Here is a 25,783-nt window from a genome sequence, read left to right as displayed (position 1 = left end):
GGACCGGACTGCCGTAGTTTTCGGAACCGTTGGCTCCGCGTCCTGTTCGACCGATGAAAGGCCCAGTGGTGAGCGAGAAGAAGAAGGAGAGCGTCCTGGCAGGCTTCAAGGCCTTCCTGATGCGCGGAAACGTGGTCGACCTGGCGGTGGCCGTGGTCATCGGTGCCGCGTTCACGAACATCGTGAACTCCGTGGTGAAGGGGATCATCAGCCCGCTGATCGGCGCCTTCGGCACGAAGAGCCTGGACGGCTACACCTCGTGCCTGAAGGGGCCCTGCTCGGTCGACCCGAAGACCGGGAACGCGGTGGGCGTGAACATCCTCTGGGGCTCGGTCCTCAATGCGGCGCTCACCTTCCTGATCACCGCAGCAGTCGTGTACTTCCTGATGGTGCTGCCGATGGCGAAGTACCTGGCCAAGGTCGAGCAGCGGCGGCGGGCCAAGGAAGGGGTGCAGGAGACCCTGGAGGTCACCGAGCTGGAAGTGCTCAAGGAGATCCGGGACAACCTCGTGGCGCAGCGCACCGGCAGCAGCAGCGGCGGGTCCGGCGTGGGCAACGGCCACGAGGGCACCGGGCAGCACCGCGGCGGCAGCGCGGGCTGAGCGCGGCGGCTCAGAGGTGGTGCGGGGGCTTCTCGTCGAGAAAGCGCGCCAGATCGGCGGCGCTGCCGGCAGAGGCCGGCCGCTCACCCCAGCCGCGGTCCGTGTCGTCGGAGGACTGCCGGTCCAGCGGGTCGTCGAAGTCCAGGGCCGGCTTGGGCCTGGACGAGGGGCGGACCGACTGGGCCGGCCGGGCCGGCGGCGAGGGCTGTGATCCGGACTCGGAGCCGGGGGCGGGGGCGGTGCTCATGCATCCAGGGTACGGCCGCCACCGCCCGGGCTCGGCCGGAAGCCCCGGCCCGTTTCAGGGCCGAGGCCTGCACTTCGGGGCCCTGGCCTGTGGCCGCCTTACGCGTGCCGACCTTCATCGGTCCTTCGGATCGAGGAACCACAGTCCGAGGACGACCAGGAACGACAGGATCAGGAACCCCGCCCCCCACCAGGCCGTTCCGGTGTTGCCCTTCATCCACTCGTTGACGGTGACGGTCAGGCCCCAGAGCTGTCCGATCACAACGGTCAGAGCCAGTGCGAGACGGGCGTTGAGCCGGGCGGAGCGTTCGGGCTCCTGCTCGGTGCCGGCGCCCGGGCCGGGACCGGTGTGGCGGATCCGCGGATCGCCGTATCCGCTGGTGGAGCGGATCTGGGGGTAGCGCTCCCGGACCGGGCGGTTGAGCCGGGGCTGGGCGCTGCCGGGCCGGTAGTCGGGCCGGGGAGGCAGGGGGGTGTCGGTCATCAGGTCCGCCTGATCTCGGTGGAGTGCGCCGCGCCCGGGCAGCCCAGTCGTTGGGCCACCTCGGGGCGGGAGTCGCCGAACTGCCGGCACAGGGCGTCCTTGGCCGGCTCTCCGGACCGGGCGGTGGCGATGGCCCAGACACTGCCGTCGAGTTGCTCGGTCAGGAAGATCCTGGGCAGCGGGCGGGGCGGCGGGCCTGCCGTCACCTCGCCGGTGCGGGCGTCGAAGACGCCTTCGTGGCAGGGGCAGTACAGCTCGCCCTCCGGGCCCCGGTCCTCGCGCCACAGCACGGCGCAGGCGAGGTGGGTGCAGACGGCCGAGTAGCCGACGAGGGTGCCGTCCGACAGGCGTACGGCCACGGCCCGGTCCTCTTCCGCGGGGTACCGGAAGGACACGGACTGGCCGGGGTCGAGCCGGTCGGTGACTTTCCTGGCCTCGGGGAGGGTCTCGTTGTCCCCGTGCCGGTGCAGGATGCCGGCGGCGACGCCGACCCCGCCGATGGCCAGGCCGCCGGAAACGGTGGCGACGATGCGCAGGTAGTCACGGCGGGTGGTGAGGGAGTCGGCGCTGATCCGGTCGAGGAGCTGTTCCTGCGCCTCGTCCGGGCCGGGTCCGGGGCTGGGGCCGGGACCGGGACCGGGGGCGGGTTGTTCGGTGACGCTCATCGCACATCGACTCCGTTGATCTCGACGACGGGCAGGCCGCCGGGGACCGGCCACTGGACCTTGTCGGCGGGGACGACCATGGCCACTCCGGTGCTGACGACCACGTCACCGAAGGCGAAGGAGTCGGCGACCTGGACTCCGGGGCGCTCGGCCTGGAGCTCCTCGAGGGTTCCGTAGAACAGGGCTCCGGTGGGGCAGACGGTGGCGCACATGGGGGCGAGGCCGTAGGCGGTGCGGTCGTAGCAGAGGTTGCACTTCATCTGCAGCTTCGCCTGGAGGTCGATCTTCGGGACGCCGAAGGGGCAGGCGTTGACGCAGTTGGCGCAGCCGATGCAGCGGGTGGTGTCGGCCTGCTGCACCACTCCGTCGGCGGTGACCAGGATGGCGTCGGCGGGGCAGACCTCGGCGCAGGGCGCAACCGGGTCCTCGCAGTGCATACAGACCGTGGGGAGGGAGGCGACGGACCTGCCGGGCTCGGTGTAGTCCAAGTGGATCATCGATGTGCCGCGGTGCGAGTCGCATTCGCGGCAGGCGGAGACGCAGGCCTGGCAGCCGATGCAGCGACCCGGGTCGATGAAGATCGTGCGGCCCATCATGGCGGGGGCTCAGCTCCTCTCGGCCGTGCCGCGGCCCTGGGGGGCCGTGGGGGGCAGCGGGTCGGTGCGGGAGACCTGGGTCTCCGGGTAGGCCTCGCGGCCCGGCGCGGTGGGCGGCGCGGGCACCTCGTCGATGCGTTCGGCGGCCTCGATCCGGGCGGCGCAGACCTTGTACTCGGGGATCTTGGAGCGGGGGTCGAGGGCGTCGATGGTCAGGGCGTTGGCGGCCGTCGGGACGGGCCAGTGGTAGGGCACGAACACCGTGTCGGGGCGGATGGCCTCGGTGACCAGGGCGGGGAAGACCTCGCTGCCGCGGCGGGTGACCACCCGGACCGGGTCGCCGTTGCGGAAGCCGTGCGAGGGGTGGACCTCGACCCAGGGGCGGGGGGTCTGCTCGACCAGGGCGCCCAGCCGGCGGGTCTGGTTGCCGGAGAGGTAGTGCGCGACGGTGCGGCCGGTGGTGAGGGAGAGGGGGAATTCATCGGAGTAGGGGTCCATGGGCGGATGCCACTCCACGACCTGCAGGTGGATCTTGCCGTCGGAGTGGTAGGTGCGGCCGTCCTCGAACAGCCGGGGGGTGCCGGGGTGGTCGGTGGCCGGGCAGGGCCAGGCGATGCCGCCGGTCTCCTCCAGCCGGTCGTAGGTGATGCCGTAGTAGTCGTTGACCGTGCCGGCGGAGGCGATGCGGAGTTCCTCGAACACCTCGCGGGAGCCGGGGAAGTCGAACTTGTCGCCCACGCCGAGGCGTTTGGCGAGTTCGCAGATCACCCAGGTGTCGGTGCGCACTCCGGTCGGGGGTTCCTGGGCCTTGTTGTGCTTGACCACCCGGGCTTCGGCGTTGGCCATCACGCCCTCGTCCTCGGCCCAGGTGGTGACGGGGAAGACGACGTGGGCGTTGGCCGCGGTCTCGGAGAGGAAGAAGTCGAACTGTGCGTGGAATTCGGCGGTGTCGTAGCCCTCCTTCACCACCCCGTAGTTGGGGAGGGAGATGAAGGGGTTGTTGCAGATGCCGATCAGGCCGCGGATCTCCTTCCGCTGCATCTGCCAGACCATTTCCATCATCGAGGTTCCGGCAGCAGGCAGTTCGACTTCGTCGATGCCCCAGATCTCGCAGATCTGGCGTCGGTGTTCGGGGTTGGTGATGGACCGGCCGCCGGGCAGCAGGTCGGACTTCTGGCCGTGTTCGCGTCCGCCCTGACCGTTGCCCTGGCCGGTGAGGGTGCCGTAGCCGGCGCCCGGTTTGCCGATGTGGCCGGCGGCCACGCACAGGTTGATCACCGAGAGGCAGTTCTCCACGCCCTGGGAGTGGTGTTCGATGCCGCGGGCGTGCCAGGCCATGGCCTTGTCGGCGCCGGCGAAGGTGCGGGCGACCTGGACGATCTGTTCGGCGGGGATGCCGCAGATCTCGGCGGCCCGTTCGGGCGGGTAGGCGAGGACGGCCTCGCGGACCTCCTCCCAGCCGGTGGTGTGGGCTCCGAGGAAGGCCTCGTCGTCGAGTTCCTCTTGGATGACCACGTGCAGGACGGAGTTGAAGAAGGCGGAGTCGGTGCCGGGCTTGAGGTCGACGTGGATGTCGGCGGTGCGGGCGATGGCGGTCTCCCGCGGGTCGACCACGATGAGGGTGGCGCCCCGGTCCCGGGCTCCCCACAGGTACTGGGTCATCACGGGGAAGCACTCCCCCACGTTGGACCCGGCGATGAGCAGGCAGTCGGTGAGGAGGATGTCGGAGAAGGGGTTGCCGGCCCGGTCAATGCCGAAGGCGAGCTTGTTGGCGCCGGCGGCGCTGACCATGCAGAGCCGGCCGTTGTAGTCGACGTGTTTCGACTTCAGGGCCACCCGGGCGAACTTGCCGACCAGGTAGGTCTTCTCGGAGTACAGGCTGGCGCCGCCGAGGAGTCCGAAGGCGTCGTTGCCGTGGGCGGCCTGGATGCGCCGGATCTCGGAGACGGTGAAGTCGAGGGCCTCGTCCCAGGAGACCTCGCGGAACTGCTCGTCCCGGGAGTGGCGGAGCAGCGGGGAGGTGAGCCGGTCGGGGTGGTTGACCTGCTGGTAGGCGTTGATGCCCTTGGGGCACAGGCGCATCCGGTTGATGTCGTGGTTGCGCGGTTCCACGCCGAAGACCTTGCCGCGGCGGTCCACCCGCAGGTACATGCCGCACTGCACCCCGCAGAAGCAGCAGTGGGTGGGCACCAGGGTTTCGCCGTTCTGGTCGGCACGCCACTGGTCGGCCGGGATGCCGCCGGCGTCGCGGAAGGTGCGGGTGCCGGGCGGGGCGATCGAGGGGTCCAGCGGGACGTGCTGCTGCGTCACTTGAATCCCTTCTTGACGTGGGTGAGGTACGCATTGCCGCGCAGGACCCGTTTGCAGCGGGGGCAGTACTCGGCCCAGGAGTCGAAGTCGAGCTTCAAGTCGCGCATGGTGCCGCGCAGGTTCTCCACGTAGGGGGCAGTGTCCACGGGTTCGCCGCAGCGCTTGCAGGTGAAGATCTGCTCGTCCTGCCGGGCGGTGTACTTGAAGAGCTGCATGCCCACCGCGGCGGGCCGTTGGACGATGTGGAAGAACTTCCCGAAGGGGAGGTAGATCAGGGTGAAGACCACCGAGACCATGTGCAGGACGGCCAGGAACTCGTAGCCGCCGCCGCGCAGGAAGATCGACGAGAAGGTGAGGAGGAGGCCCGTCACGGAGATGACGATGAGGCAGATCAGCGGGAGCAGGTCGTAGGCGAAGCGCTGGCCGGTGATGGCGCCGCGGTCCTTCATGCGCCGCCACAGGAAGTAGCAGGCGCCGGGGATGACGAGGACGGCGGCGAGGTCCAGGCCGTGGAACATCAGCCAGCCGAAGAGGTTCAGCGAGTCGAAGCCGAGGACCTCGAAGCCCCAGATCCGCATGTCGTAGCCGGGCCCGGAGCCGGTGGCGGAGGTGAAGGTGAACCAGCCCCAGGTCAGCGGGAAGGTGATGGCGGCGGCCAGCAGGCAGCCCCAGAAGATCAGCTGGTGGGCGATCCAGCGGGAGCGCGAGCGGGCGCCGAGGAAGGTCTGGAAGCCGAGATAGGTGGCGATCATCCTCGGCAGGGCGGTGGGGGCCTTCTTGAAGTTCTCCGCGGAGAACAAGCTGCCGAAGCCCTTGTGGAAGAGCCGCCTCGCGCCGGGGGCGGACACCCACACGGTGTAGCGGTAGGCGACGCCGAAGGCCAGGAAGACGGTGGCGACGGCGTAGGGCAGCAGGGCCGAGTCGAAGTCGCGCAGGAAGCGGCTGCCCAGCACGATCGCGAGGATGAGCAGGAGGGAGACGACGGCCCCCGCCAGCGTGGCGCGCACGGTGACGCTCTGCCCTTCGCCCGGCGGGATCTGTGGAGGCGCCGCCTCCGGGGGAGGCGGCGCGCTGGCGACGGTTTCACTGGGCTCGGACACAGCACCACGCTAGGCGTTCTATACCAATTCAGCCCGTTATAAGGCGCCGGCCGCGCGCCTCGCGAGGCAGCCGCCCCGACGCTGCTGTGCTGGGCGGCATGGCGTACGTACGGATGACCGCCCGGAGCCGGGAAGAGGCCCATCGGACGGCGACCCCCCTGGAGCTGTTCTTCGACCTGTGCTTCGTGGTCGCGGTGGCGCAGGCGGGCAGGCAGCTGGTGCACGCCCTCGTCGAGCATCACGTGGCGGCCGGGATCACGGGCTATCTGTTCGTGTTCTTCGGGGTGTGGTGGGCCTGGATGAACTTCACCTGGTTCGCCTCGGCCTACGACATCGACGACGTGCCCTACCGGATCGCCACCCTGGTCCAGATCGCCGGGGTGCTCGTCTACTCGGCGGGCATCCCCCGCGCCTTCAACGACAACGACTGGACCGTCGGGGTCATCGGCTATGTGGTGATGCGGATCGCGCTGACCGCGCAGTGGCTGCGGGCCGCTGCTGGGGAGACCGGAGCGGCCCGGCGCAGCGCCCTCACGTACGCGCTCGGGCTGGTGGTCTGCCAGATCGGCTGGGTGGCGCTGCTCGCGGCCCCGGAGGGCAGCCGCAGGTGGCTGTTCCTGGTGCTGGTGGCCGCCGAACTGCTGGTCCCGGTGGTCGCCGAGCGCGGTCACCAGACGCCCTGGCATCCGCACCACATCGCCGAACGGTACGGGCTGTTCACCATCATCGTGCTCGGTGAGAGCATCGCCGCGGCCACCGTCGCCGTGCAGTCGGCCCTGGACGAGCACGAGGCCCTCGACCTGCTGCTGCCGATCGCCGCGGGCGGCCTGCTGCTGGTGTACGCCTGCTGGTGGATCTACTTCGCGGTGCCCGTGCACGACCGGCTGCGCGGCAACCGGGAGGCCATCCCCTGGGGGTACGGGCACTACGTGATCCTGGCCTCGGCCGCCGCGATCGGCGCCGGGATCGAGGTCGCGGTCGAGCACGCGGTGGGCAAGGCCCATCTGTCCCCGGTGGCCGCCAACCTGTCGGTGACCGTGCCCGCCGCCCTGTACCTGCTGTTCGTGTGGCTGCTGCACTCCCGGCACTTCAAGCGGGACACCGCCGAGCAGCTGGTGCTGCCGGTGGCTGCGGTGGCGGTGCTGGCCTGCGCCTGGAGTGGGACGTACGCCGTGCTGTGGACCGGTCTGGTGGCCTCCGCCACCGTCGCGGTGGGCGTAACCCTCGCCCGGCGGACGCGTTCTGGAGCGTGAGAACCGGGGGCCCGGCGCAGCCGGTGACGACGCCGGTGACACAGAGAGGCGTATGCGCATGACGAAGAACCCCGCGGTGCCGGCGGTCCCGGCCGTCCCGGCGCAGCAACAGGATCTCGCGGACCCGGCGTTCTGGCAGCAGCCGCCGGCCGCCCGGCTGGCCGCGTTCGCCCGGCTGCGGGCACTGGACGGCCCGCGGTACTTCGCCGAGGGGCGCGGCCGGGGCCACTGGGCGCTGGTCCGGCACGCGGACGTACAGGAGGCGAGCCGGAACCCGAAGGTGTTCGCGAGTGCCCCCGGGGTGACCACCCCGGAGCCGGCCCGCTGGGTGCGGGCGCTGTTCGGGGACTCGATGGTGAACCTGGACGGCGCCGACCACGCCCGCCTGCGGAAGATCGTCCAGCGGGCCTTCACACCCCGGCTGCTGGCCGCCGCGGAGGCCGACATCCACGCGGTGGCGGCCCGGATCGTGGACGACGTACTGGACCGGCGGCCCGAGGAGTTCGTCGAGGCCGTCGCCTCCCGGCTGCCGCTGGAGGTCATCTGCAACATGATGGGGATCCCCGAGCACTACCGGCCGGAGATCGCCGACCGGGTCAACCACGCCTCCGAGAACATCGGCGTCGAGCGCGGCCTGGCCGACCGGCTGCGGATCCCCGGCCGGGGCCTGCGGGCGCTGGCCCGGATGCAGCGGATGGTGGCGGGCATCGGGCGGGAGCGGCGCCGCAACCCCTCGGACGATCTGATCTCCGCCCTGGTGTGCGCGGACGTCGACGGGCAGGCACTCGGCGCGCGGCAGCTCGGCGCCTTCTTCTCGCTGCTGATGGTGGCGGGGGTGGAGACCACCCGGAACGCCATCACACACGGGCTGAGCCTGCTCACCGACCACCCGGACCAACGGGAGCTGCTGCTCTCCGACTTCGAGGCGCACGCGGACGGCGCGGTCGACGAGATGATCCGGCACTCGACGCCGATCATCCAGTTCCGCCGCACGGTGACCGCCGAGCACACCCTGGGCGGGCACCTGTTCCGGCCGGGCGACAAGGTGGTGCTGTACTACGCCTCCGCCAACCGGGACGAGGCGGTCTTCCCCGACCCGGACGCCTTCGACATCACCCGCTCCCCCAACCCGCACCTGGGGTTCGGCGGCGGCGGTCCGCACTTCTGCCTGGGCGCGCATCTGGCCCGGGTGGAGATGAAGGCGCTGTTCCGGGAGCTGCTGACCCGGCCGCGCGAGCTGCGGGCGGTGGGGCTGCCGGATCTGGCCGGTTCGAACTTCGACAACCGGGTCCGGTCGCTGAGGTTCGCGTTCGAGCACTGAGTACGGTAGGCAGGAACCGGCCACCGGGCAGGCTGGGAGCCCGGCGGCCGGCAGCCCTGTGACGGGTACCGCGGGTGGTGCGGTGCGGTGCTACTTCTGCATCCGCAGCACGCGCAGCACGCAGTGGGCGCTGCCGGTGAGGACGGCCTCGTCGCCCGCGTACGCCTGGAGCATCTCGGCGGTCACCGGCCGGCCCGGGACGGCCTCGGGCCAGGCGCGGGTACCGAAGAGGAAGTACACCTGCTCGCTGTCCTCGGCAGCCGCCACCCACTCCGGCGGGGCCACGCACCGGGCGTTCAGGCCGGGGAGGGTGAGGGCGACCTGGTTGCCCGCGAGCAGCACCTGGACCGGGAACGTCGAGGGCTTGAGGGTTCCGTCGAGCACCACGTCGCCGATCGGCAGCCCGATCTCCTCCAGCAGCGCGCGGGCGGCTTCCTCGCCCTTCTCCCGGCCTCCCGGGCCATCGCCGAGGGTGTAGGCGAGGAGGTACGGGATGTCGTGGCCGTCCGCGGGGTCGCCGATCCACGCCAGCACCGAAAGGGTGCCGAGCTGGGCCCGGTCGATTTCTGCGTGAGTTGAAGTCATGCGCCGCACCCTAGTCGCCTTTTCCCCGCCCCTTTCACGGCCCGTCACCCGGGCGGGCTATACCCCCCAGAATCCTTCTCCGGAATTCGTCCGAGTGTTCGCGTCCTGGTACTGGAGCCGCACAATGGCAGCGTTTTCCGGCACTTCGAACACCACCCAGCCTTCGAGCCGGTCGCCGACCGAGAGGGAATCGAAGACGAGGGGTTTGCCGGTGGTGAGCTCGCCGGTGGCGATGGCCGGGTAGCGCTGTCCTGCCCGGTCGTGCGCCCACATGCTCCCGAGCGACCCGTACGTCGCACCGCCCACGTTGACGAAGGACATGTCGGCGCCGACCCAGCGCTTGCCGTCCGGCGGGGTCGACTCCTTGTCCAGGCTGACCGCCGGGTCCACATAGGCGTTGAGCACCGCCTGCAGATGGCGGCCCACCTGCCGGCCGCTTACCCGCACCGCCCCTCCGACGTGCGCGTCCTTGGTGGTGGAGCGGGGGGCGCCCGCCGGGAACTGCTCATCGGTGCCGGGCTCGTTGTCGTCCACCGGGACGGCAGGGGCGGCGGCGGGGGCGAGGGTGTCTCCCTCGGAGGTGCTGGTGCAGGCCGAGCTGCCCAGCAGCAGGAGGGGGAGGAGGGCGAGGCAGGCCGGGACGGCGGTGTGGCGCATGTGGATCCCTTCGGGGGGACGTATTGCCGCCAGTCTCACGCGGCCGAGCGGGCAATTGCACACAACGACACGAGCGCGCCGGGCGAGTTGTCGGGCTACTGCCAGCACAATTCGTTCCGGCGGATTTCCACCGCCGGCTCACCCACAGGAACACACCCCATGACATCCGGAGGATTCATGCGAATTTCCACCCCCCGACTGGCCTTGGCGGCGGTCTCCGTACTGGCGGCGACCAGCGCATTCGCGGCGCCGGCGAGTGCGGGAGCTTTCGGTAATGACATTTCCGTACAGCCGTACGGGCATATCTCGAAGGACGGTAACGTCACCCTTTTCGGGACCTACCGCTGCACGGCCCCGTCACCCTCTGGGGCGGTTCAGATCTCGGCGACGCTCGTCCAGGACGGGACCCGGCTGGGCTTCGGCGGCGAGGAGGCGATCTGTGACGGCGAGCAGCGCAAGTGGTCCGCGACGGGCTCGCTCCGGATGACCCCGGACGTCCACCCGGGCGGCGCGGGGGCGGAGGTCCGGCTGCAGTCGGCGCGGCCGAGTGGCGGCCTGGTTCCGCACGTCTCGTACGTGGCGGAGGACCGGCGGGACATCGAGCTGGTCGAACGCCACTAGCGGCGGCGCCGGTGCACACGGGCCGGCCGGTAGCCGCCGCTACCGGCAGTCCGGCTCCAGTCCGACCATCGACATGAAGGCCACCGTGCGGCAGGGCGGGTCCGTCTCCGGGCGGTCGGTCGTCCAGCCGACGGCTGCCGGCCCACCGACGAGCAGCAGCACCCCCACCACCAGCGCGAGCAGGGCGGTTGGGCTGCCGCCCGAGGCCCGCTTCATGGCCGAATCCGTCTCATGCGGCGATGTTCACCCCGACTCCCCGATCCCACAACCCGACGCACCCATCCGGCTACCCGTTGTCACGTCCCCGCACCGCGCAGCGGGTCAGCGTTCCTGGGGGGCGTCGAATTCGCACCAGACTGCCTTGCCGTCCCCGCGGGACTCCACCCCCCAGTGCGAGGCCACCGCGTCCACCAGCAGCAGGCCGCGGCCCGTCGTCGCCGCCTCGCCCGGGCTGCGGCGGCGCGGCCACACGCTGGAGCGGTCCTTGACCCACAGCCGGACCTTGCGGACCGGTTCCGGCAGGACCTCCATGGTCAGGACCGCCCCGCCGTCCGTGTGCAGCAGCGCGTTGACGAGCAGTTCGCCGGCCGCCAGCTCCACATCGTCGGCCAGGGCCGGCATCCCCCAGTCCCGCAGCGCCTGCCGCAGCGCGTAACGGGCCTCGGAGAGGCCCTCCGGGTCGGCCTGGTGGACGTACTGGTGGATCCGCGGGGCCCGGTGGGTGCCCGGGTCGGGGGCGCGGCGCAGGACCAGCAGGGCCACGTCGTCGCCCGAGCCCCAGCGCTCCCACAGCCGGTCCGAGAGGTGGTCGGCGAGCGCGCCGGCCTCCTGCGGGCCGCTCCGGACCGCATGGGCCAGCGCCTCCATGCCCGCCGTGATGGCCGTGCCCGGCTCCTCCACCAGCCCGTCCGTGCACAGCACCAGCGTCTCGCCCGGCACCAGGTCCAGCCGGGTCTCCGGGAAATCCTCCTGTGCGAAGACGGAGGCGAGGCCGAGCGGCAGGCCGCCGCGCAGGTTCGGCCAGCCGGTGCGGCCGTCCGTATGGCGGATCAGCGGCCCGAGATGGCCCGCGCGGACGGCCCGTACGCCGCCCGTCTCCAGGTCCACCTGGGCGTACGTACAGGTGGCGAAACGTTCCGTGTCGAGCTCCGCCAGGAACCGGGAGGCCCGGGCCAGGACCGTGGAGGGCGGGTGGCCCTCCCCCGCGTAGGCGCGCAGCGCGATCCGCAGCTGGCCCATGATCGCCGCCGCGTGGGTGTCGTGCCCCTGCACGTCGCCCACCACGATCCCGACCCGGTCCCGGGGCAGCGCGATCACGTCGTACCAGTCCCCGCCGACCTCCCGCCCGCTCCACGCGGAGTGGTAGCGGACCGCGATCTCCCCGCCGGTGATGTCGGGGATCCGGCGCGGCAGCATGGCCGCCTGCAGTCCGGTGGCGAACTCGCGTTCCTGGTCGAAGAGCAGGGCCCGCTGGAGGGACTGCGCGACGATGCCGGCCAGACCGAGGGTCAGGTTCCGCTCCTCCGGGCTGAATTCGCTGCGCCGCCGGTAGAAGAGCACCAGCCCGCCGATCGCCTTGGCCTGCGCGATCAGCGGCAGGTAGGCGGCTGCGTCGAAGGCGATGGCCCGCAGGTACTGCTCGATGTGCGGGAACTCCCCGGCCAGTTCGGCCAGCGAGGTGGCGAAGCGGGCCTTCCGGGTGACCACGGCCTTGGCCAGCGGCAGGTCCCCGTCGAGCCGGGTGAACCGCCGCTCGTTGAGGATCTCCAGCGATTCCCCGCTCAACGCGATGATCTTGATGGCGCCGTTCTCCACCAGGCCCAGCGCCAGCCCGTCCGCGCCCAGCCGTTCCAGCGCCCCGGCCCCGGTCAGCACGGCCGTGACATCGTCCACGGTCACCGCCCGGGACAGCGCCTCCGTGGTCCGCTGCACGATCGTGGTCTGCTTGGCCCGGGCCGCCTCCAGCTTGCGCAGCATCTCGGAGTGGGCCAGCTCGGCGGTCGCGTCGCGGACCACCCCGACGATCCGCCGGGGCGCGCCGTCCCGGTCCCGCAGGATCCGGCCCTGGGTGTGGGTCCACTGTTCGGTGCCGTTGCGCCGCCGCACGGTGAAGTACGAGCCGTACGTCTGCCCGCCCGCGTCCAGCTCGGCCTGGACCACCTCGCCGAGCCGCACCGAGTCCTCCGGCGGGATGCGCAGGCCGAGGCCCTCGGGGGTGCCGTCGAACTCCCCCGGGCTGAGGTCGAAGACCACCATCCCGGCCGGGTCGAGATCGAGGGTGCCGGCGTTCAGGTCCCACTCGAAACTGCCCATGCCGTTCAGGGCGAGCCGCTCGCCCGGGCCGGTCATGGCACCCCGCACCCGGGCCGGCCCCCGGCCCTTGCCCGTGTCCGTGTCCCGGCCCGCCTCCCAGCCCGCGTCCCGGCCCGTGTCCCGGCCGGTCTCCTGCCCTGTGTCCTGCCCCTGACCCTCCTGCTCTGCCATGGGACACACCACCTAAGGGCCGGGCCAGCACGACTGGGAGATCAGCCGCTCCCACTCCTCGTCAGGATGCCCCGGAAGGGTGCGCCCGGCCTCCCGCCAGCGCTTGATCAGGGACATGTAGATCGTGGGGGCCGGGCCGGCCGGCTGTTCCACACGGCTGGCGGGAATGCGTACCCAGCCGCGCCCCTGCGCTCGCTCCCGGCTCATCACGGACCCCTCTCACCGCTTCACCGTGGACAGGTCGTCCTGGTCGTCCACCGCCCGCCGCCGGGCCGAGCCCGGCAGCGGAACCCGGGCGCCGAGGCGCCTGCGGACTCCTGCTACCAGTTTCCCCGCAGCGAAGCCCGCACCGTGCACGAATCGCATGGAAGGGCCGAATGAGGGAGCCGTGAGCAGCCCCGCGAAGAACAGCCCCGGGTAGGAGGACTCGAACCAGGCCGTCAGCTCGGGGGTCCGGCCGGCGCCCCCGACCGTCCGCAGGGCCGTGCGCAGCCCCGCGTCCAGCAGGTCCAGCCGGCCGAGGTCCGCGGTGAAGCCGGTCGCCGCGATGACGTGCCCGACCTCCAGGACGACCGGCTCGCCCGCCGGCGCGGTCAGCTCCAGCCGGGTCCGGCTCCCCACCGGGACGGCCCGCTGCAGGGCGTGCCCCAGCAGCACCGGCACCTGGCGCTCGAACCGCTCCCGCAGCCACCAGGCTCCCGCCGGGCCGAGCGCGGTGGCCGCGATCCGCTCCCGGGTCGGGCCGGGCAGCCGGCGCACCGCCCAGGGCAGCTCGGACCAGGCCCAGCTGCGCCAGCCGGTGCCGAGGCCGCTGTGCGGGTTGCGCAGGGCCCGCAGCAGCGGGCGCTCCAGCGGCTGCGGCACGGTGTTCCAGTTGAGGCCGTGGCGCCGGGCGATCAGGGCGGGCCGGGCGCCCTGCTCGGCGAGCAGGGCGGCGGTCTCCAGGGCCGCCTGGCCGGCCCCGAGCACCGCCACGTCCTGCCCGGCGAACCGGCCGAGGTCGCGGTGGTCGCTGCTGTGCGAGCAGTGGCCGGGCGGCAGCCCGCTCAGCACGGCGGGCCGGTACGCGAAGGGCAGCACCCCGACGGCGATCACCACGGCCCGGCCGAACAGCGGCGGCCCGTCGTCCGTGCCGATCCGGAACCCGGCGCCGTACGGGGTCACGGCGGTGACCGTGCGCTCCTCGACCTCCGGTCCGGCCTGCCGGGCGAACCACAGCCCGTACGCGCTGAACGTCCCGATCGGCAGCGGGTTGCCGTGCTCGGCCGCGATCCCCCGGGTGGCGCAGTACTCGGCCAGGGTGTAGCGCCCGCCCGGCGCGGACAGGTTCGAGGACCACGGCTCCGATTTCAGGTACATGCCGGCGGGCATGTGGTCGCGCCAGGAGGCCATGGGGCGGCCCAGCACCCGGACGCGCAGCCCGGCCGCGGCGGCGTGGGCCGCGATCGACAGCCCGTACGGCCCCGCGCCGACCACCACGAGATCGTCCATGCGCTTCACGTCTCTTCCCCTTCCGTGCGGACCCGCCGTTCACTCCGCTGCGGCCCCGGATCCCTCGCGTGAGTGACACTGCGTCAGCACGATGACGTCCCCGCCGGGGCAGCCCGCGGCGACCGGGCCGGCGCCGCGGGCCCGGTCTGACCTGACGGGGACACAGTCCCTAGCGCGCCACCAGTTCGTCCGGCTCGGCGGGGGCCGACGAGGTGGCCTGGGCGGGGAGCTCGCGGGCGCGCTGACGGGGCGTACGGACCACCGCGCGCGCCGTGCGCCGGCCGCGCGCGGGGAAGCCGCGGAGCGCGGCCTGCAGCCGGCGCGCCCCCTTCCGCGCTCCGCGCCCCAGGAACGCGGCGATCATCGCCAGGAACGGCAGCAGGTCGTCGGCCGCGAACCAGGCTGCCTCGACGCCCCCGCCCAGCAGGCGCCGGGGCAGCCGGCCGCCCCGCAGGGACGCCAACAGGGCGTAGTTCTCCGCCACGAAGACCCGGCCGGGCGCGCCCGTGGGCTCCGGCACGGGCTGGCCGGTCAGGTCGAGGTACATGGCCTGCACCACGTCCAGCCCGGAGGGGTCGGTGAACAGTCTGAACTGGGCTCCCGGGCGCGGGTTGAAGTCCACCAGCCGGAAGCAGCCGTCCTCGTCCCGGCGGAAGTCGAGGTCCAGGATGCCCTGGTAGCGCAGGCGTTCGGCGAGCCGCAGGCCCGCCTCCTCCACCGCCGGGTCCGGCAGCCAGCGGCCGACCGCCGTGAGCCCCGTACGCACCGGCCAGGACAGCTCCTTGCGGCCGGACCCGACGAGCAGCGGCCGGCCGCCCCGGGCGAAAGCGCCGTGGAAGAACCAGTCGGTGTCCGGGCCGGCCGGCAGGAACCGCTGGAGCAGCAGCCGGCTGCCCGCCTCCGCGGAGCGCTCGTACAGCCGCCGCGCCTCGGCGGCGGTGTGCACCAGGGTGGTGCTGCGCAGTCCCGCGCCGGCCGGCAGCAGCCAGGGCCGGCTCCACTTCGCCACCACCGGCAGCCCGAGCCGCCAGGCGGCCTCCGAGGCCTCCGCGCCGCTCTCCGGAACCACCGTCTCCGGGTGCGGGATGTCCCAGCGGGCGCAGAGCCGGGCGAGTTCCGCCTTGTCCGCCACCCGCTCGGGCAGCCCGCCGGGCTGATGGGGAATCCGGAACCGGCCGTCGAGCCGGGGCGCGAGGCGGGACACCGCGATCGCGCTCAGGTCGTCCATGGCGATCAGCACCGCCGGCCGCCCGATCCGTTCGGAGACCCCGGCCAGGCAGTCCAGCAGCCCGTCGGGATCTGACGGTCCGGCATGGGCCGTCCGCAGATGGCGGGAACGGGCCAGCGGGCCGCCCCCGTCCGCCACGATCGCGTGGACCTCCACGCCGCGGCGACCGAGGGACCGGGCGGCGCCGAGGGTGCCGTGATGAAAGGGATTCCGGTCGAGCCTGAGCAGAACGGCGGGGTCATGAGGGGCGAACGCGTGCATGGGAACGGTGTCTTTCACCTAGTCGGACCAAGCGGGAGGTGTGCCCAGATGCGAATGGCCTACCGGTCGGGCACCTGACAGGCCATTCATCGGATGTGATGCCTAACGTCATTGGTAAGCACACCGATTGAGGGAGCCCTGGAGGCGCCATGCCCGGACCACGCCGCAGACTGGCGAGCGCCTGCATCGGCACCGTCACGGCCGGGCTGCTGGCCACCGGCGCCGCGCTCGCGGCACCGGAGGAGGAGGCCGCGGACTCCGGCATCGCGATGGGTGCGTATCTCGACTACGGGGCGTCCGGGGTGGCCCGGATCCGGGCCCTGTCGTACTGGCTGGGCGGCAGGGAGATCCGGGTCGGGCACACCTATCTGCCCGGAGACCGGTGGTCGAACATCGAGGGCTCCCCCGACTTCCTCGAGGACTGGGCCGAGTGGCGCCTGGACGACCCGGACCGGATGTTCGTCCTCAACGTGCCCATGCAGGAACGCAACGAGGCCGGGGTTCCCGACTGGCAGGTGTCCCGGCTGATCCGGGCGGGTGCCGCGGGAGACTTCGACCGGCACTTCACGAAGCTGGCCGAGCGGCTGGTGAAGCTGGGCGTGCCGGACACGGTGATCGTGCTGGGCTGGGAGATGAACGGCACCACCTACACCCACCGGTGTGCGCCGGACCCGGCGAACTGGAAGGTGTACTGGAAGCGGATCGTCACGGCGATGCGCGCGGTGCCGGGGCAGAAGTTCCGGTTCGACTTCAACCCGAACCGCGGCACGGACGCGATCCCCTGGGACCGGTGCTACCCCGGTGACGACGTGGTCGACATCATCGGCATGGACTCGTACGACCAGGGGCCCGGCCGCACCTTCGACGACCACATCACCCAGCCGTACGGGCTCCAGCACCAGGTCGACTTCGCGAAGGCCCACGGGAAGCCGATCTCGTACCCGGAGTGGGGGCTGTTCCGGAACGGGGACAACCCGGAGTACATGCGGCGCATGCTCGCGTGGATCGAGCAGCAGAAGCCGCTCTACCACACCATCACCGACTACTGCCCGCACGGCGTGTGGCAGTGCAAGGCCAACCCTCGGTCCACGCGGGTGTTCCACCAGCTGATGGCGGTCCGCCCGGGACCGTTCCCGACGCCGGTGGTCCCGACGCCGGTGATCCCCACACCGGTGATCCCCACGCCGGTCGTGCCCACCCCGGTCGTGCCCACGCCCGATGTCCCGACCCCGCAGATCCCGACCCCGCAGGTCCCGACCCAGCCGCCGGTGGTGGTCCCCAGGCCCACGCCCACGCCCACACCCACACCCACACCATCGCCGCTCGTGCCCACACCCACCGCACCGCCCACGCCGCCGCCCCCGCCCCCGCCGCTGAACAACCGGGAGTGGTGCATCCCGATCAACCTCGGCGAGTGGCTCAACCAGCTCGTCGGCAACCAGACCGTCTGCGTGAAGCTGGACTGGCGCTGGCCCTTCTAGCCTCACCGTCACCGGACCCGGAAGTCGTTCAGCCGGGCCCGCCAGTCCCGGGCGGCCGGCAGGGCCTCCCGCAGCGCGCCGACCGCCCGCTCGCGTCCCGTCACCTGCGACTCGTGCAGTCGCAGCAGGGGCGCGAGCGGGGCCGTGGCCAGCAGCAGCCGCTGGTTGACCACCACCTCCGGCCGCCAGTGGTTCTTGTACGGCTCGGTTCCGCGCAGGAAGCTCACCACCTCCCGCCCGTCCGCCAGCGCCCGCCGCGCCTCGTGCCGCAGCAGCAGCGTGGCCACGTCCACCTTCTTCGCCCGCAGTTCGGGATCGGCCCCGTACAGGTAGCCGCCGCTCAGCCCGGAGGACAGCAGGGTCACATTGGCGGCGACCACCTTTCCGTCCAGCCGGAACTCGGTGAGCCGGCCGTGGCCGCTGCGCACCATCCGCCGGGTCGCGCGGGTCAGGTGCTCGGCGAACCGCGGCCTGAGGTGCTCCGGGGTCACCCCGCGCCCGCGCCACTGCTTCTCGTGCAGCCGCAGCAGGGAGCGGACCGCGCGCGGCACTTCCTGCTCGGTGACCTCGTGCTCCTCGATCCCGGCCGCGTCCACCTTCCGCAGCTTGGCCCGGATCCGCTGGGCGCCGCCCGTGGGCATCCGCTTGACCAACTCATCGAAAGGCAGCACGGGCAGTTCCATACAGGCCGAATCGGTCAGCTTGCTGCGCGCGCCCGGCCACATCCGGTACAGGCTTTCGGCCGCGGCCCCCGGCCGGACCTCCCGCAGGTCCACCACTGCGCGCCGGGCGGCCTGGTGCAGGCCCTGCGCGAGCGCGGGCAGGACGGCGTCGGCGTGCTCCGCGTCCACCAGGACGTCGAAGTAGTCGGTGATGCCACCGCCGAGCGGGACCAGCAGCGGCAGCGGCCGGTGTACGAGCATCAGGGCGGCGGCGCCCACCAGCTCGCCGTCGCGCCGGACCAGCACGGTGCGCAGCCGTCCGTCCCGCCCGTACGACAGCCACCAGGAGTGCAGCCAGGCGTGGCTCTGGAACGGGGTCGCGGTCGGGCAGGCGCGGACCAGCCGGTTCCAGGGCTGTTCCAGCGCCGCGAACTGGCGGGGGTCGCGGCACAGCGACACCGTCAGGGGCCCGGTGGCGGCTGCCCTGCTCATCGCGCGGGCTCCTTCTCCTTCACCGGGCCGACCACGGCGTCGTTGCCCTCGCCCTGGGCGGGCAGCGAGGTCACGTACACCTCGGTGGTCTCCTGCTGCGGGGCCTCGGCGTCGGCCTCGGTCCGGTGGCGCCGGGCGGGCCGGGCGAGCAGCCACAGCCCGCCGGCCAGACCGCCCGCGCAGAGCCCGACGGCACCGCTGATCGGGGCGGACGGGGAGGCGGGGTCGGTGGGCGCGACGGCCTGGTTGAACAGCAGCAGCTGGACGCCGGTGTTCTTGGCGGATTGGTTGCTGTTGAGGGAGAGCGCGTCGGCGACCGCGTTGGCGATGTCGGCGGCCTGGGCGGGGCTCTTCGAGGTGCCGGTGATGGCGATCATCGGCGACTCGGGGGAGGTCTCGGCCCGCACCTGGGCGCGCAGCCGCTGCGCGGTGAGGCCGGCCCGCGGCTGGGCGTAGGCAAGGGTGGCGGAGCTGGTGGCGATGCGGGCGTAGGCCTGGGCGAAGCCGAGGGCGGTGGCCGGTTCGGTGGTCTCGTCGGGGACGGCCACCACAAAGCTGGTGGCGGCGTACTCGGGCGCCTTGAGCACCCCGTACGCACCGCCGGCCGCGAGCCCGAGCAGGGCGCAGGCGGGCAGCGGCCACCAGGTGGGCGGCGCCAGCAGTCGCCGGCCGCGGCCTCTGCGCGGCTTCGCGTCGCCACGTGCGGAGCGCCGCTCGGCCCGGGTCCCGGGGCCGGGCTCGGTGGGGGGCTCGGCCTTCTTGTGGTCGGAGGTGTCGGCCATGTGCGTGCTCACTTCCTCGTGGAGGGGTTCGGGCATGGGTGGTTCGAATCGGCCGGCACCGCGCGGCCCACGGCCTGCTCCCCCGGGCCGTCCGGCCCCGCGAGTGCCTGGCCGGCAGGGTCAACGCCCGGGAGCTCCGGCTCCGCGAGCGGCGGCGCATGCACCGGGCCAGCAGCCTCGCCGCTCGGGGGTTCCCGGTTCGCCGGAACGGCGGGCGGCGGCGCAGCCGCTTCGGGCACTGCGGGCGCCAGCCCGGGCTCGGCCCGAGCCGGGCGGGCGGGCTCGCCCGGGACCTGCGGCACCGCGGTTGCCTGGCCGGCAGGCTCGGCGCCCGGGAGCTCCGGCTCCGCGAGCGCCGGCGCAGGCGCCGGGCCGGCAGCCTCGCCACTCGGGGGCTCCCGGTGCACCGGAACGCCGCGCGACGGCGCAGCCGCCTCGGGCACCGCAGGCGCCGACCCGGGCTCTGCCCGAGCCGGGCGAGCGGGCTCGCCCGGGAGCTCCGGCTCCGCGAGCGCCGGCGCAGGCTCCGGGCCGGCGGGCTCGCTCGGGGGTTCCCGGTTCGCCGGAACGGCGGGCGGCGGCGCAGCCGCCTCGGGCACCGCGAGTGCCGGGCCGGGCTCTGCCCGGGCCGGGCGAGCAGGCTCGCCGCTCGGGGGCTCCGGCTCCGCCTGAACTCCGGGCGGCGGCGCAGCCGCGTGAGGCACCGCAGGTGCCGGGCCCGGCGCGCCGGCCGGGGGCTCCGGCTCCGCAGCGCCGGGGCGCCGGGCCTCCGGTGCCGCCGGGCCGGGAGACGGCGGCGCAGCCGCCTGAGGCACCGCGGGTGCCGGGTCGGCCGGCGCGCCGGCCGGGGAGGCCGGCTTCGCTGCGCCGGGGCGCCGGGCTTGCGGTGCAGCCGGGCCGGGATGTGGCGGTGCAGCTGCCTCGGGCACCGCGGGTGCCGGGGCGGCAGGCGCGCCGACCGGCGGGGCCGGCTCCGCAGCACCGGGGCGCCGGGCCTCCGGTGCAGCCGGGGCGGATGCGGTCGGGGCCGGGGCGGAGCCTAGGGCTTGGGCGTAGACCGCTAGGAGTTGTTCTGCGCTGCGGGCGATGTCGTAGCGGCGGACCACCGGAGGCGGCGGCAGCCGCGTTGCGCCGGCCTCCATGTGGCCGCGCAGGGCTGCGATCAGCTCCTCCGTGCCGGTGCCGATCCGGCGCGCCCCCGGCGCCTGCGCCGCTGGCAGGTCGTCGATCGCCGGGCAGGTGACATGGAGGACGGGCAGCCCGGCGGCCAGCGCCTCGACCACCGCCAGCCCGAAGGCCTCCTCCCGGGACGGGGAGACGAACACGTCCATGGCGGCCAGCAGCGCCGGGATCCCCGGGGTGCGGCCGTCGGCGCTGTCGCCCAGCGGATCGCGCTCCCCGAGCAGGTGGATACGGTTCTGTGCGCCGAGCTCGGCGGCCAGCAGCCGCAGCGCGGAGCGTTCGGGTCCGTCGCCGACCAGCAGCAGGTGGGCGCCTGGGAGCGCGGCCACCGCCCGGATCAGCGCGTCGAACCGCTTGCCTGGCACCAGCCGGCCCACCCCACCCGCCACGAAGGCCCGTTCGGGCAGGCCGGTGCGGGCCCGGGTGGCCCGGCGTACCGCCGGATCGAAGCGGAAGCGGACCGCCTCGATGCCGTTGGGGACCACGTGCACCCGGGCGGCCGGCACCCCCCAGCCCTGCAGCCGGGCGGCCACCGTGTCCGACACGGCGACGGTGGCCGCGCCGAGCCGCTCGCTGGCCAGGTACAGCGCGCGGACCCCGCCGGACAGCGGCCGGCCCTCGATCTCGCCGTCGCCCAGGGAGTGTTCGGTGGCCACGGTGGCGCCGACCCCGGCCAGCCGGGCGGCGAGCCGCCCGTACACGCAGGCCCGGTAGAGGTGGGTGTGCACCAGGTCGTACTCGCCGCGCCGGATGAACCGGACCAGCCGGGGCAGCGCCTTCAGGTCCCGGTTGCCGCGCATGCCCAGGTGGACGACCCGGACCCCGTCGGCGCGCAGCCCCTCGGCCACCGGGCCGGGGTTGGTCAGGGTCAGCACGTCGCACTGCATCGGCAGGTGGCGGAGCAGCAGCCGCAGCTGCTGCTCGGCGCCGCCGATGCCGAGCCCGGTGATGATGTGCAGTGCCTTGACCGTGTTCACCGGAGCACCGCCCGCCGGAGTTCCCGCGCCCGGTGGCGGAGCTGCTTGATGCGCAGCCGGCCGGGGCCGTCCGCCTGGCTGATGTGGGTACGGGGCATGGCGTGCGGGCCGGCCAGCCGGCCGGGGGCGATGGCGCAGGCGTAGGAGTATCCGGCTGCCCTGGTGGCGGCGACGACCCGGCGGTCGATGGTGCCGTAGGGGTAGCAGAAGCCCGCGGGGAGGGTTCCGGTGAGCTCGCGGAGCAGTTCGCGGCTGCCGCGCAGTTCCTGCTGGAGGACGGCGTCGGCGCAGGTGTTGAGGTGCTGGTGGAGCAGGCCGTGCGAGCCGATCTCCTGGCCGGCCTCGGCGACGGCGCGGATGCCTTCGGCGGTCAGCAGGGACTTGCGGGGGCCCAGCGGGTCCCACACGTTGTCCACGCCGAGCCGGCCGGGCAGGACGAACAGGGTCGCGGTGAACTCGTACTGCCGGAGCAGCGGCAGCGCATGCGTGAGGAAGTCGGTGTAGCCGTCGTCGAAGGTGAGTCCGACCAGTCCGGCGGCGCGGCCGGCCGCGCGGGCCCGGAGCAGTTCGCCGACGGACACCCCGCGCAGCCGGCGGCTGTCCAGCCAGCGCAGCTGGGCTTCCAGGGCGGTGGGGGTGACGGTGATGCCGTACGGGTCTTCGGCCGGGTCGGTGAACTCGGCGACGGAGTGGTACATGAAGACCCAGGGCGCCGCCGGGCGGCGGCCGGGCCGGTCCGGGGCGGCGAGGGCGGCCGGCTCGGTATCAGCGGACATGACGGAACCTCTGGGTGAGCTGGGCGATCTGGGCGGGCAGGGCGGTCACTTCGAGCGCCCGTATGGCCATGCCGGTGGCGGCGAACATGGCGGGGACGAGCAGGCAGCCGAGGCCCGCGCTGAGCAGCGGGTCGTGGATCATCGGCCCGGCCAGCCAGCCGGTGCCGCAGGCCGCCGCGGCGGCGACGGCCAGCCGGCCGAGGCTGATGGCGACCCGGCGGACCTCGATGGAGATGACCCGGGTGCCGAGGCCGGTCAGCAGCAGCGCGGCGGTGGTGGAGATGCCGGCGGCGTTGGCGGCGGCGATGCCGTAGGTGCCCCACCAGCGTGCGGTGAAGGCCCCGGCGACGATGTTGACGAGGAGTCCGGCGCCCATGGCGAGGGCGGGGAACCAGGTGGGGCGGGCGGCGGAGAAGAAGGGCCGGGACAGGGCGCCGACCATGCAGTGGCCGAGCAGTCCGATGCCGTAGACGCGCATGACGGAGGCGGTGGCGAGGGTGTCCTCGTGGGTGAAGGCGCCGCGTTCGAAGAGCACCTGGATGATCTGCGGGGCGTAGCCGATGACGAGGGCGGTGCCCATGAGGACGGCGAGGGAGGCCAGCGCGAGGTCCTGCTCGACCCGGCGCCGGGCCTTCTCCGGCTCGCCGCCGGCCATGGCCTGGGCGACCACCGGGAAGGTCACGGTGCAGATCATCAGGGAGAGCACCATCGGCATCTGCGCGACCTTCTGCGCGTAGTTGAGGTGCGAGATCGCGCCGGGCGGCAGGGGGGCGGCGAGGAAGCGTTCGACCAGGACCTGCGACTGCCGGAACACGGCGAAGAAGATGACCGGGGCGATCATGCCGAAGGCGATCAGGGTGGGCCGGTCCCGGTCGCGCTGGGCGCGGCTGGCGCGGCCGGCGCCCTTGGCGCCCTTGGCGCCTTTTGCCCGCGATGGGCCGAAGCCCACGTTCCGGATGAATGCGGGGAGTTGGACCAGGACCATCAGCAGGCCGCCGCAGGCCACCCCGAGGGCCGCGGCGCGCACGCCCCACACCTGGTGCAGGGCGAGCATGGTCCCGATGATCCCGACGTTGTACGAGACATAGATCGCGGCCGGGGGCAGGAAGGAGCGGTGGGCGCGCAGGGCGGCGCTGAAGTACCCGGCGATACCGAAGGTGAGCACGGTCAGGGCGGTCAACCGGGTGCACTGCACGGCCAGCCCGGGGTCGGGCAGACCCGGCGCGAGCACGGCCACCACCAGCGGGGCGGCGACGATCATCACGGAGGCGACGGCGGCGAGGAACACCAGCAGCCGCGGCAGGGTGGCCCCGACCAGCAGCCGTACGGGGTCCTGGGCGCGGGCCTCCCTGCGGGTGAGCCCGGCCCGGCTCGCGGCCCGGCGGGCCAGCGCATGGCTGAAGGCGGGCACCATCAGCAAGGCCATGGCGTCCTCGATGAGCAGCGTCGAGGCCATCTCGGGGACGGTCCAGGCGATCAGGAAGGCGTCGCTGTCGGGGCCGGCGCCGAAGAGGTGCGCGATGGTCTGGTCGCGGACCAGGCCGAACACGGCTCCGGCGGCGGTCAGTCCGGCGGTGACCGCGGCGGCCTTGGCAAGGAACCGCCCGAGCGGCGCACCCCGCTGCGGGTCCCCTCCGGAGCCAGTACGTCCGCCGACCGGCGCACCCGGCTCATCGGAACCACCGTCCGGCCCGAGCGCCGCTCCGCCCGTCAGCCGGCCGTCCACCCGGACCCGCCCGCCGGAAACACCGGCCGCGGCGGGCCGAGCCTGCCCGGCAAACACCGGCACCCCCCGCCGCACCATCCGCCCGACCCCTGCGCCAGCCAACTCCGCTACACCCTCGCCCACGACAGGCACCCCTGCCCGCCCCGCACCCTCCGGGACCGGAGCTGCGGCCCCGGGCCCGGCCCCGGCCGGGACACCGGGACCCGGCCGGGCCGCCGGCTCGGCGTATCCCGGCGGCTGCGGGGCCCGCGCCGCGGGCCCGCCAGGGCTGTGGCCGGCCTGGACGGGCTCCGGGCCTCGGCCCGGTGATGGGGGCTGGGGCGCGGGCGGACGGAGGGCAGCCGCGGCGGGGTCGGTCGCCGCGGCTGCGGGCCGCCAGGGCGTGGTATCCGTCACCGGCCGGCCGCACCCACACGGGAGGACATGGCACCGGCCGTGCCCAGGGCCCACCACGCCGCCAGGCCGATGATCACCCCGGTCAGCACGGTCGAGGGGCCGCCGATGTCGGCGTACAGGAAGTTGGTGCTCTGCCAGACGAACAGGCCGATCGCGATCAGCCCGCAGTCCCGGATCCGGCGGGCCGCCGGATCCGGGGCGGCCACCCGGCGGATGCCGGCCACCAGCAGCACCGCCCAGCCGCCCGCCAGGGCGGTCAGGCCGATCAGCCCCTGCTCGCTGAGGATCAGCAGGTACATGTTGTGCGGGGAGAGCAGCGGCTGGCGGACATAGGCCTGGCCGGCGCCCGCGGTGTCGCTGCCGGAGGACAGGCCCAGCGAGGCGTGCCCGTCCCGGTGGGCCGGGAAGCCCTTCAGCCCGACGCCGGTGGCCGGGCGTTCCTGCCACATGGAGGAGGCCGCCGCCCACATCGTGTACCGGTCGGTGACCGACTGGTCGGGCGCGCTGGACACCTGGGTGATGGAGGTGAGCCGTTCGGCCATCATCTCCGAGCCGACACCGAAGCCGCCGACCAGCACCACCCCGGCGGCCGTCAGCGCGAGCAGCACCTTCAGCGCCCGCCGGATCCCGGCCAGCACCATCACCACCAGCGCCGCCCCGAAGGTCGCGATCCACGCGCCGCGGCTGAAGGACAGCACCAGCGGGACGATCAGCAGCAGGGCCGCCGCGGTGGCGATCCGGCGGGAGCGCTGCCCCGCCCCCGGTGCGAGCGCCAGCGCCGTGGCGATGACCAGTCCGTACGCCACCACCGTGGCCATGCCCATCACATCGCCGGGCCCGAAGGTGCCCACGGCCCGGATGTCCTCGCCCTGGTACGAGGCCCCGGTGTGCGTCGCGTACTGGAGCACGCCGACCGCCCCCTGGACCAGGGCCAGCACCACGAAGCAGCCGGCGGCCAGCCGGAATTCACGGGCGTCCCGGACCAGCAGCACCACCGCGGCCGGCACCAGCACGAAGACCTGGAGGTAGCGGACGAAGCCGGGCAGCGCGGCGTACGGGTCTCCGGCGCTGACCGTGGCCACCGCCAGGCCGACGGCCGGCAGTCCCAGCACCAGCGCGCCCAGCGGGCTCAGCCGGTTGACCTCGCCGCGCAGGGCCCGTACCGCGCAGACCGCGACCAGCAGCAGCGAGGCGGCGTCGGCCGGGGTGACCTTCCCGGAGGCGGTGGCGTCACCCGCGGGCAGCGGGGCGACCAGCAGCAGCACGGTGGCGGCCAGCGGCAGCAGCGGCCAGTGCCGGCGCAGCGAGCCCCGCAGGTCCCGCAGGTCCCGCAGGCCCCGCAGGTCCGGCAGACCGGGCCCGGCCGCCGCTCTGCCCGGTACCGTCGGTACGACACAACTCATGC

At 73.5% G+C, this 25,783-nt stretch carries 23 protein-coding genes and 1 pseudogene; 5 read left to right on the top strand and 19 right to left on the bottom strand.

The annotated features are described in order from the left end of the window. Nucleotides 1-53 precede the first annotated feature (53 nt). Nucleotides 54-602 carry a large conductance mechanosensitive channel protein MscL gene (mscL, locus tag ABT123_RS05110; protein WP_502970871.1) on the top strand — a complete coding sequence of 183 codons (549 nt, stop codon included), beginning with the start codon at nucleotides 54-56 and terminating at the stop codon, nucleotides 600-602. Nucleotides 603-612: 10 nt separating this feature from the next. Here the strand turns inward: mscL and ABT123_RS05105 are convergent, their stop codons facing one another. The 6 genes from ABT123_RS05105 to ABT123_RS05080 form a co-directional block, all read right to left on the bottom strand. Then, the gene (locus tag ABT123_RS05105; protein WP_351309919.1) at nucleotides 613-849 is read right to left on the bottom strand and encodes a hypothetical protein; all 237 of its coding nucleotides are present in this window, start codon (nucleotides 847-849) and stop codon (nucleotides 613-615) included. Between the two features lie 114 nt (nucleotides 850-963). Then, on the bottom strand, nucleotides 964-1,332 hold the full coding sequence (locus tag ABT123_RS05100) for a DUF6755 family protein (RefSeq protein ID WP_351309917.1): 369 nt from the start codon (nucleotides 1,330-1,332) through the stop codon (nucleotides 964-966). Next, a complete protein-coding gene (locus tag ABT123_RS05095; RefSeq protein WP_351309915.1) occupies nucleotides 1,332-1,997 on the bottom strand; it encodes a QcrA and Rieske domain-containing protein in 666 nt (221 codons plus the stop codon). The genes ABT123_RS05100 and ABT123_RS05095 overlap by 1 nt, the downstream gene beginning before the upstream one ends. Beyond that, nucleotides 1,994-2,593 carry a 4Fe-4S dicluster domain-containing protein gene (locus ABT123_RS05090; RefSeq protein ID WP_351309913.1) on the bottom strand — a complete coding sequence of 200 codons (600 nt, stop codon included), beginning with the start codon at nucleotides 2,591-2,593 and terminating at the stop codon, nucleotides 1,994-1,996. Before ABT123_RS05090 ends, ABT123_RS05095 begins: the two co-directional genes overlap by 4 nt. A 9-nt stretch (nucleotides 2,594-2,602) precedes the next feature. Beyond that, nucleotides 2,603-4,903: a molybdopterin oxidoreductase family protein gene (locus tag ABT123_RS05085; protein ID WP_351309911.1), complete on the bottom strand. Its 2,301-nt coding sequence runs from the start codon at nucleotides 4,901-4,903 to the stop codon at nucleotides 2,603-2,605. Continuing rightward, a complete protein-coding gene (locus ABT123_RS05080) occupies nucleotides 4,900-6,003 on the bottom strand; it encodes an MFS transporter (protein ID WP_351309909.1) in 1,104 nt (367 codons plus the stop codon). Before ABT123_RS05080 ends, ABT123_RS05085 begins: the two co-directional genes overlap by 4 nt. Before the next feature lie 98 nt (nucleotides 6,004-6,101). Between ABT123_RS05080 and ABT123_RS05075 the strand changes: the two genes are divergently transcribed. Beyond that, nucleotides 6,102-7,256 (top strand): low temperature requirement protein A, encoded by a 1,155-nt coding sequence (locus ABT123_RS05075; protein ID WP_351309907.1) that lies wholly within the window; start codon nucleotides 6,102-6,104, stop codon nucleotides 7,254-7,256. A gap of 58 nt (nucleotides 7,257-7,314) precedes the next feature. Beyond that, a complete protein-coding gene (locus tag ABT123_RS05070) occupies nucleotides 7,315-8,577 on the top strand; it encodes a cytochrome P450 (RefSeq protein WP_351309905.1) in 1,263 nt (420 codons plus the stop codon). A 90-nt stretch (nucleotides 8,578-8,667) separates the two neighbouring features. On the opposite strand, the gene ABT123_RS05065 is transcribed toward ABT123_RS05070, so the two are convergent. Further along, nucleotides 8,668-9,162, bottom strand: a complete 495-nt coding sequence (locus ABT123_RS05065) for a DUF5949 family protein (RefSeq protein WP_351309903.1) — start codon at nucleotides 9,160-9,162, stop codon at nucleotides 8,668-8,670. A 57-nt stretch (nucleotides 9,163-9,219) separates the two neighbouring features. Next, complete coding sequence (locus tag ABT123_RS05060; protein ID WP_351309901.1) at nucleotides 9,220-9,819, bottom strand: DUF4352 domain-containing protein; 600 nt, start codon at nucleotides 9,817-9,819, stop codon at nucleotides 9,220-9,222. A 177-nt stretch (nucleotides 9,820-9,996) separates the two neighbouring features. Between ABT123_RS05060 and ABT123_RS05055 the strand changes: the two genes are divergently transcribed. Beyond that, the gene (locus ABT123_RS05055; RefSeq protein ID WP_351309899.1) at nucleotides 9,997-10,440 is read left to right on the top strand and encodes a DUF6299 family protein; all 444 of its coding nucleotides are present in this window, start codon (nucleotides 9,997-9,999) and stop codon (nucleotides 10,438-10,440) included. A 39-nt stretch (nucleotides 10,441-10,479) separates the two neighbouring features. Here the strand turns inward: ABT123_RS05055 and ABT123_RS05050 are convergent, their stop codons facing one another. The 5 genes from ABT123_RS05050 to ABT123_RS05030 all read right to left on the bottom strand — a co-directional run bounded on the left by ABT123_RS05050 (nucleotide 10,480) and on the right by ABT123_RS05030 (nucleotide 15,904). Continuing rightward, complete coding sequence (locus ABT123_RS05050; protein WP_351309897.1) at nucleotides 10,480-10,656, bottom strand: hypothetical protein; 177 nt, start codon at nucleotides 10,654-10,656, stop codon at nucleotides 10,480-10,482. Nucleotides 10,657-10,761: 105 nt separating this feature from the next. After that, nucleotides 10,762-12,789 carry a SpoIIE family protein phosphatase gene (locus ABT123_RS05045; protein WP_351310119.1) on the bottom strand — a complete coding sequence of 676 codons (2,028 nt, stop codon included), beginning with the start codon at nucleotides 12,787-12,789 and terminating at the stop codon, nucleotides 10,762-10,764. Between the two features lie 147 nt (nucleotides 12,790-12,936). Beyond that, complete coding sequence (locus ABT123_RS05040; RefSeq protein WP_351309895.1) at nucleotides 12,937-13,131, bottom strand: hypothetical protein; 195 nt, start codon at nucleotides 13,129-13,131, stop codon at nucleotides 12,937-12,939. A gap of 12 nt (nucleotides 13,132-13,143) precedes the next feature. Next, the gene (locus ABT123_RS05035) at nucleotides 13,144-14,415 is read right to left on the bottom strand and encodes an NAD(P)-binding domain-containing protein (protein WP_351310117.1); all 1,272 of its coding nucleotides are present in this window, start codon (nucleotides 14,413-14,415) and stop codon (nucleotides 13,144-13,146) included. A 169-nt stretch (nucleotides 14,416-14,584) separates the two neighbouring features. Further along, on the bottom strand, nucleotides 14,585-15,904 hold the full coding sequence (locus tag ABT123_RS05030; protein WP_351309893.1) for a carboxylate--amine ligase: 1,320 nt from the start codon (nucleotides 15,902-15,904) through the stop codon (nucleotides 14,585-14,587). 149 nt (nucleotides 15,905-16,053) lie between these two features. Here ABT123_RS05030 and ABT123_RS05025 point away from each other — a divergent pair, with 149 nt between their 5' ends. After that, complete coding sequence (locus tag ABT123_RS05025) at nucleotides 16,054-17,385, top strand: glycoside hydrolase family 26 protein (protein ID WP_351309892.1); 1,332 nt, start codon at nucleotides 16,054-16,056, stop codon at nucleotides 17,383-17,385. Nucleotides 17,386-17,393: 8 nt separating this feature from the next. On the opposite strand, the gene ABT123_RS05020 is transcribed toward ABT123_RS05025, so the two are convergent. The 6 genes and pseudogenes from ABT123_RS05020 to ABT123_RS04995 all read right to left on the bottom strand — a co-directional run bounded on the left by ABT123_RS05020 (nucleotide 17,394) and on the right by ABT123_RS04995 (nucleotide 25,781). Next, the gene (locus tag ABT123_RS05020; RefSeq protein ID WP_351309890.1) at nucleotides 17,394-18,539 is read right to left on the bottom strand and encodes a GNAT family N-acetyltransferase; all 1,146 of its coding nucleotides are present in this window, start codon (nucleotides 18,537-18,539) and stop codon (nucleotides 17,394-17,396) included. Continuing rightward, nucleotides 18,536-19,357, bottom strand: coding sequence for a YveK family protein (locus ABT123_RS05015; RefSeq protein ID WP_351309888.1), 822 nt, complete (start codon nucleotides 19,355-19,357; stop codon nucleotides 18,536-18,538). Before ABT123_RS05015 ends, ABT123_RS05020 begins: the two co-directional genes overlap by 4 nt. Before the next feature lie 992 nt (nucleotides 19,358-20,349). Further along, nucleotides 20,350-21,480: pseudogene (locus ABT123_RS05010) on the bottom strand (glycosyltransferase); the annotation flags it as partial. Further along, complete coding sequence (locus tag ABT123_RS05005; RefSeq protein ID WP_351309886.1) at nucleotides 21,477-22,256, bottom strand: polysaccharide deacetylase family protein; 780 nt, start codon at nucleotides 22,254-22,256, stop codon at nucleotides 21,477-21,479. The gene ABT123_RS05005 and the pseudogene ABT123_RS05010, both read right to left, overlap by 4 nt. After that, nucleotides 22,246-24,060, bottom strand: a complete 1,815-nt coding sequence (gene murJ / locus ABT123_RS05000; RefSeq protein ID WP_351309884.1) for a murein biosynthesis integral membrane protein MurJ — start codon at nucleotides 24,058-24,060, stop codon at nucleotides 22,246-22,248. Before murJ ends, ABT123_RS05005 begins: the two co-directional genes overlap by 11 nt. 314 nt (nucleotides 24,061-24,374) lie before the next feature. Continuing rightward, nucleotides 24,375-25,781, bottom strand: a complete 1,407-nt coding sequence (locus ABT123_RS04995; protein ID WP_502970868.1) for an O-antigen ligase family protein — start codon at nucleotides 25,779-25,781, stop codon at nucleotides 24,375-24,377. Between the last annotated feature and the right edge of the window lie 2 nt (nucleotides 25,782-25,783).

The sequence above is a fragment of the Streptomyces sp. NPDC002054 genome, from assembly GCF_040296685.1.
Taxonomy (GTDB): Bacteria; Actinomycetota; Actinomycetes; order Streptomycetales; family Streptomycetaceae; genus Streptomyces.
This window is presented reverse-complemented; position numbering and strand designations above follow the sequence as displayed.